The sequence below is a fragment of the Desulfonatronum zhilinae genome (genome assembly GCF_900182865.1).
GTDB lineage: Bacteria > Desulfobacterota > Desulfovibrionia > Desulfovibrionales > Desulfonatronaceae > Desulfonatronum > Desulfonatronum lacustre.
In genome coordinates this window covers 1-5,070 of the sequence record NZ_FXUJ01000060.1, presented here as the reverse complement: position 1 = coordinate 5,070, position 5,070 = coordinate 1, and the positions used below count along the sequence as shown (strand labels likewise).

The 5,070-nt window shown below is 52.9% G+C and carries 6 protein-coding genes and 1 pseudogene; all 7 read left to right on the top strand.

What is annotated here, in order from left to right; genetic code table 11:
- The first annotated feature begins 125 nt into the window (after window positions 1-125).
- The gene (locus AC559A_RS18730; protein WP_156932844.1) at window positions 126-308 is read left to right on the top strand and encodes a hypothetical protein; all 183 of its coding nucleotides are present in this window, start codon (window positions 126-128) and stop codon (window positions 306-308) included.
- A gap of 468 nt (window positions 309-776) precedes the next feature.
- Window positions 777-1,208: a type II toxin-antitoxin system HicB family antitoxin gene (locus tag AC559A_RS18725; RefSeq protein WP_498819216.1), complete on the top strand. Its 432-nt coding sequence runs from the start codon at window positions 777-779 to the stop codon at window positions 1,206-1,208.
- A gap of 248 nt (window positions 1,209-1,456) precedes the next feature.
- The gene (locus AC559A_RS18720; RefSeq protein WP_498819215.1) at window positions 1,457-2,878 is read left to right on the top strand and encodes a PfkB family carbohydrate kinase; all 1,422 of its coding nucleotides are present in this window, start codon (window positions 1,457-1,459) and stop codon (window positions 2,876-2,878) included.
- The gene (locus AC559A_RS18715; protein WP_498819214.1) at window positions 2,878-3,570 is read left to right on the top strand and encodes a nucleotidyltransferase family protein; all 693 of its coding nucleotides are present in this window, start codon (window positions 2,878-2,880) and stop codon (window positions 3,568-3,570) included. Before AC559A_RS18720 ends, AC559A_RS18715 begins: the two co-directional genes overlap by 1 nt.
- A gap of 70 nt (window positions 3,571-3,640) precedes the next feature.
- Window positions 3,641-4,207, top strand: a complete 567-nt coding sequence (locus AC559A_RS18710; RefSeq protein ID WP_498819213.1) for an SIS domain-containing protein — start codon at window positions 3,641-3,643, stop codon at window positions 4,205-4,207.
- 11 nt (window positions 4,208-4,218) lie between these two features.
- The gene (locus tag AC559A_RS18705) at window positions 4,219-4,872 is read left to right on the top strand and encodes a DUF1016 N-terminal domain-containing protein (protein ID WP_498819212.1); all 654 of its coding nucleotides are present in this window, start codon (window positions 4,219-4,221) and stop codon (window positions 4,870-4,872) included.
- Window positions 4,847-5,070, top strand: a pseudogene (locus AC559A_RS18700) (hypothetical protein); the annotation flags it as partial. The gene AC559A_RS18705 and the pseudogene AC559A_RS18700, both read left to right, overlap by 26 nt.

The window sequence follows — 5,070 nt, the reverse complement described above, 5'->3', positions numbered from 1 at the left end:
TGAGATAGGTTAAATTTTCAGCTTGCGCATGCTGGCAGCCGAAGATGGTCGAATGAAAATGCTCATAAACTGTCAATGGTAAGGTCTAACTGAACCAAGTTACGGATTCAGGGAGTGACATTGACTTGGCCATTGTCAGCCCGGATTTTTCTGAAGATCTTTTTTCAGAGCGCGTCTACTTGATGAAGTTGGCCCTGTCAGTTGATGACCGCCTTGAACCAAGCCCGTTTCGCCCCGATGATTTCACCAGGGATAATCCTTTGGTGAATGAAATCAGCAGTACAGGGATCGAGTTGAATTGTGAATGATCGATGTTTATCTTCCAGCTTCTGTGTTTTTGCGTGCCTTCCATGGGCAACATCTTTCTAAATTTCTTCCTACGGAACACACGGAAGGCCACGGGAATGTAAAGAGTCGCAAGAGCTTTGTTGATATGGTGCGGTTGAAAATGGGTGCTGCTCTACGGAACAAGCCTGTTGGGGTTGCGTGCAAGCGGGAGAACATGATTGAGTGGGAAGTTTTTAACTCCAGTGATTTTTGATTTTTGCCGAATTATTTTGGCTTGTTGGATATTGAAAACTCTGCTTTGGGTGACTTAAGTTGTCTGTAAGGGGTCAAAACAGGCCTTTTTTGAGGATCAAAAATTAATAATTACAGCTTGTTGCTGGTCTCAGAGACTCAGGCCGCAGACCCAGCCCCCAGCCGAAAGACACAAGGATCAGGTTGTTTTTATGATAACGTATACAGCGAAGTATCTTAAAATAGAATCAGGATACATGGGTCAGCTTGTCGAGTGGCCCGAGGTTTTAACGGAAGGGGCGGATTTGGATGAGTGCAGAGCAATGCTTCGCGATGCTTTGCAGGAAATGTTTACGGCATATGTCCAGCTTGGCAAGGAGATACCTTTAGGCAATGCTTTGATTGAGCAACTTCCCATTGAGATGAAGCATGTCGGCCAACGAACTCTGCAAGCAGGCAGGACTCGTACCTGTTTTCTGATCCCGCGTGAACATGTTGGCTGCCAGATTGTTGAATTTGAAACTATGGCCGTTGGGAGCAAGAGCTTTGTTGATATGCTGCGGCTGAAACTGGGTGTTGCTCCACGGAAAATGCCTGTTGCGGTTGCGCATGAGAACCCTGGTGGATACGGTCAGGACAAGCGCGAGAATATGATTGAGTGGGAAGTTTTTAACTCCAGTGATTTTTGATTTTTTCCGAATTATTTTGGTCTTTTGGATATAGAATGCTGTGCTTTGAAAGACAAAAGTTGCCTGTAAGGTGTCAAAACAGGCCTTTTTTGGGGATCAAAATTAACAATTACAGTTGGTTGCTGGTCTCAGAGACCCAGCCACAGAGCCCCAGCCACCCCCAGCCACCACTCAGGTGCATATGACTTTATGCAGTGTCCTCTGGTAAGACTTTCCGAAAAACATTTTGCAATCAATTCTGATCAAGCATGGGCAAAGTACTCGTCACAGGCGTTTTCAACATCTTGCACCCCGGGCATTTGCGCCTATTGCGGTTCGCCAAGTCCTGCGGCGAACACCTGACGGTCGGCGTATATTCTGATCGTATTGTTGGGCATGCAGCGCACATGCCCGAACATTACCGATTGGAGGGTGTGCAGGCCAACAGTTGGGTCGATGAGGCATTCTTGCTTGATGAGCCTGTTTCGACTGCGATACTTCGCCTTCGTCCAGATATTGTGGTCAAGGGCAAGGAGCATGAAAATAAGCTCAACCCTGAGCTTGAGGCCTTGAAGGAGTATGGCGGGAGCCTTTTGTTCAGCTCCGGAGAGAGCGTTTTTTCGTCCGTGGATCTCCTGCGACGGGAATTTGCGGAGTCGCTCCCGCAAACCATCCGGTTGCCGGTCGACTATATGGCACGTCATGGGATTGACACTTCCAGGCTGGGCTCACTGGCCCGAATGTTTGCAGGATTGAAAGTCTGTGTCATCGGAGACCTGATTGTTGACGAGTACATCACTTGCGAGCCTTTGGGAATGTCCCAGGAGGACCCGACAATCGTCGTCAGTCCTGTGGATTCCACGTTATTCCTTGGCGGGGCGGGCATCGTGGCCGCGCATGGGGCTGGGTTGGGCGCGGATGCGCGTTTTATTTCCGTAACCGGGGACGATCCTCTGCGCAGCCTCGCCATGGACAACTTACTCAGAAACGGGGTTGAGGCCCGTCTCTTGAAGGATTCCAGTCGTCCGACCACACGCAAGCAACGCTTTCGGAGCAAGGGCAAAACCTTGCTGCGGGTCAGCCACCTTCACCAGCGGGCCGTCAATGCCGATCTTCAAGGATACCTTCTTGAACTCATAGAGGATGCCCTCCCATCCGCGGATCTTCTTGTCTTTTCAGATTTCAATTACGGCTGCCTCCCCACGGCTGTTGTGGAGCAGGCCTGTGCCATGGCCAGGGCCAGGGGGGTGATGATGGCGGCCGACAGCCAGTCATCATCCCAGGTTGGCGATGTCAGCCGTTTCCCGGGGATGCGCTTGATCACACCCACGGAGCGAGAAGCCCGCCTGGCAACGCGCAATGCGGACGATGGGCTGGTCGTCCTGGCCGAGCAGCTGCGAAGGCGGTCCAAGGCCGAAAACGTGCTGCTCAAGCTGGGCGAAGAAGGCGTGCTCATTCATGCCGGAACAGAAAAAAGCTGGCTCACCGACCGCATCCCCGCTTTGAATGCAGCGCCCAGAGACGTTGCCGGAGCGGGCGACTGCCTGCTCATGGCCAGCGCCCTTTGTCTGGCGTGTGGAGGAAGCATCTGGGAGGCCTCTGTCATGGGCTCCCTGGCCGCCGCGGTCCAGGTGGGGCGTATCGGGAACACGCCGATCCAGCGTGAAGAACTCCTCAAGGAATTGGCCTGATGCAGGCCATGTTGCTGGCTGCCGGCCAGGGCCTGAGGTTGCGTCCCTACACGAACACAACGCCAAAATGCCTGATGCCGATTGGAGGCAAGCCATTGCTGGAAATCTGGCTGGAGCGCCTGACAGCTTCCGGAATCGGCCCCTTCCTGATCAATACGCACTATCTCGCGGAACAGGTCACGGATTATATCTATTCAAGCCCGTACCGGGACCATGTGACCCTGGTTCATGAGCCGGACCTTTTAGGCACTGCCGGCACATTGATCGCCAATCTGGATTTCTTTCAAGGGCGAGACGGACTCCTGATCCATGCGGACAACTATTGCCTTGCGGACCTGAAGGCCTTTGCCAAAGCCCATGCTCAGCGCCCCCCGGAGTGCTTGGTGGCCATGATGACGTTTCGCACCGCTACTCCCTCCTCCTGCGGGATCGTGGAACTTGATGATCAAAACGTGGTCACATCCTTCCATGAAAAGGCACGTAATCCTCCTGGAAATCTTGCCAACGGGGCTGTATATATTCTTTCGGCACGCTTTTTGGATATGGTTAAAACAAGGTTTGCCGCGGCAACTGACTTCAGCACGGAAGTCATTGTCCACCTGACCGGAAAAATTTATGCTCACGAAACCACGGCCGCCTTTGTGGATATTGGCACGCCGGAATCCTATCACCGGGCAAATGAAATGACGTAAGCCTTTTTTCAGGAGGCACAGGCCTATGAAGGACGCCTACCCCGCATCATCAGGTTGTGGCGCGAATGCCATGGAAGCGTGTATCCAGGCGTACAAACAGCGTTTGCGCCGCACCCTGGACATGGAGGCCATGGCCATGGTTCCCCGGTTGTCTTCGGCATTGGCCGAAGCCTGGAGCATGGGGCGGACCGTGTACCTTTGCGGGAACGGCGGCAGCGCCGGCAACGCCATCCATATTGCCAACGACCTGCTCTACGGAGCGGGCGTGAAGGCCGGGGCCGGACTCAGGGTGGAGGCCTTGAGCGCGAACATGGCCGTGATCACCTGTCTGGCCAATGATCTGGGCTATGAGGACATTTACGCCGAGCAGCTCCGGGTCAAGGCCAGGAAAAAAGACATACTCATCGTCCTGTCCGGCAGCGGCAACTCGCCCAACGTGGTTAAGGCCCTGGAAACAGGCAATGCTCTTGGCATGCAGACCTTTGCCATCCTGGGTTTTTCCGGCGGCCGCTGCAAGGAACTGGCCCAGATTCCCCTGCATTTCCCCGTGAACGACATGCAGATCGCCGAGGACATGCAGCTCATCATTGGCCATATGTGCATGCAGTGGTTGTGCAATGCCCTTTGCGGGGAGTAGGAAGTATATTCATGCCAGATGAACTCCTCCTCCCAAGCCAGACCTACCCCGAATTTCTGGCCCAACTAAAAGCCACCATTCGCCGACGCCAATACCAGGCGCTGCGTGCCGTCAACCGCGAACTGGTAAGCCTTTACTGGGACATCGGCCACGCCATTCACCAAAAGCAGGAAGAACTGGGCTGGGGCAAGGCGGTTGTCGAAAACTTGGCGCGCGACCTCCAAGCCGAATTTCCTGGACGCAGTGGCTTTTCGGCACGCAATCTGTGGAACATGCGTGACTTCTACCGCAGTTATCTTGATCTGCCAAAACTGCAACCACTGGTTGCAGAAATCAGTTGGGCAAAAAACCTAGTCATCCTAGGACGTTGTAAGGGTCTGCTCGAACGTGAGTTCTATCTGCGCGCCACCGCGCGCTTTGGCTGGACAAAGGCAGTGCTGCAGCACCAGATCGACAACAAGAGCTACGAAAAATACTTGCTCAACCAAACCAACTTCGACCAAGCCTTGCCCGAAGAAGTCAAATCTCAAGCGTCACTGGCTATTAACCCTACAACGCAATTTAGAAAAAAACACTTGATTGTTCACTCAAAGCCTGCCACTATGCCGATTACCTTACATCAAGCAAAGGAGGCAGGCCATGCTACCAGGTTGTCGAAGAAATGAGCATTGTTATTCAGTTCCAAAATTTGATTTAACCCTTGCAGAGATTGAAGGTTTTAAGGACAAGCTCGAAGGCTTCCACGAATATTTCCATGACTGCTTTCTCAGGAGCGAGTCCAGAGCCAATTTTTTTCGCTACATGAGTGGCCAGTTCAGTGGACTTGAACGTAAATCAATTGAACCCATTGCCTTAAGTGTCGA

Excerpts from the sequence above, each read along its gene's own strand:
- AC559A_RS18720 (WP_498819215.1), top strand. The coding sequence starts at position 1,457 with ATGGGCAAAGTACTCGTCACAGGCGTTTTCAACATCTTGCACCCCGGG.
- AC559A_RS18725 (WP_498819216.1), top strand. The coding sequence starts at position 777 with ATGGGTCAGCTTGTCGAGTGGCCCGAGGTTTTAACGGAAGGGGCGGAT.
- AC559A_RS18705 (WP_498819212.1), top strand. The coding sequence starts at position 4,219 with ATGCCAGATGAACTCCTCCTCCCAAGCCAGACCTACCCCGAATTTCTG.
- AC559A_RS18710 (WP_498819213.1), top strand. The coding sequence starts at position 3,641 with ATGGAAGCGTGTATCCAGGCGTACAAACAGCGTTTGCGCCGCACCCTG.
- AC559A_RS18715 (WP_498819214.1), top strand. The coding sequence starts at position 2,878 with ATGCAGGCCATGTTGCTGGCTGCCGGCCAGGGCCTGAGGTTGCGTCCC.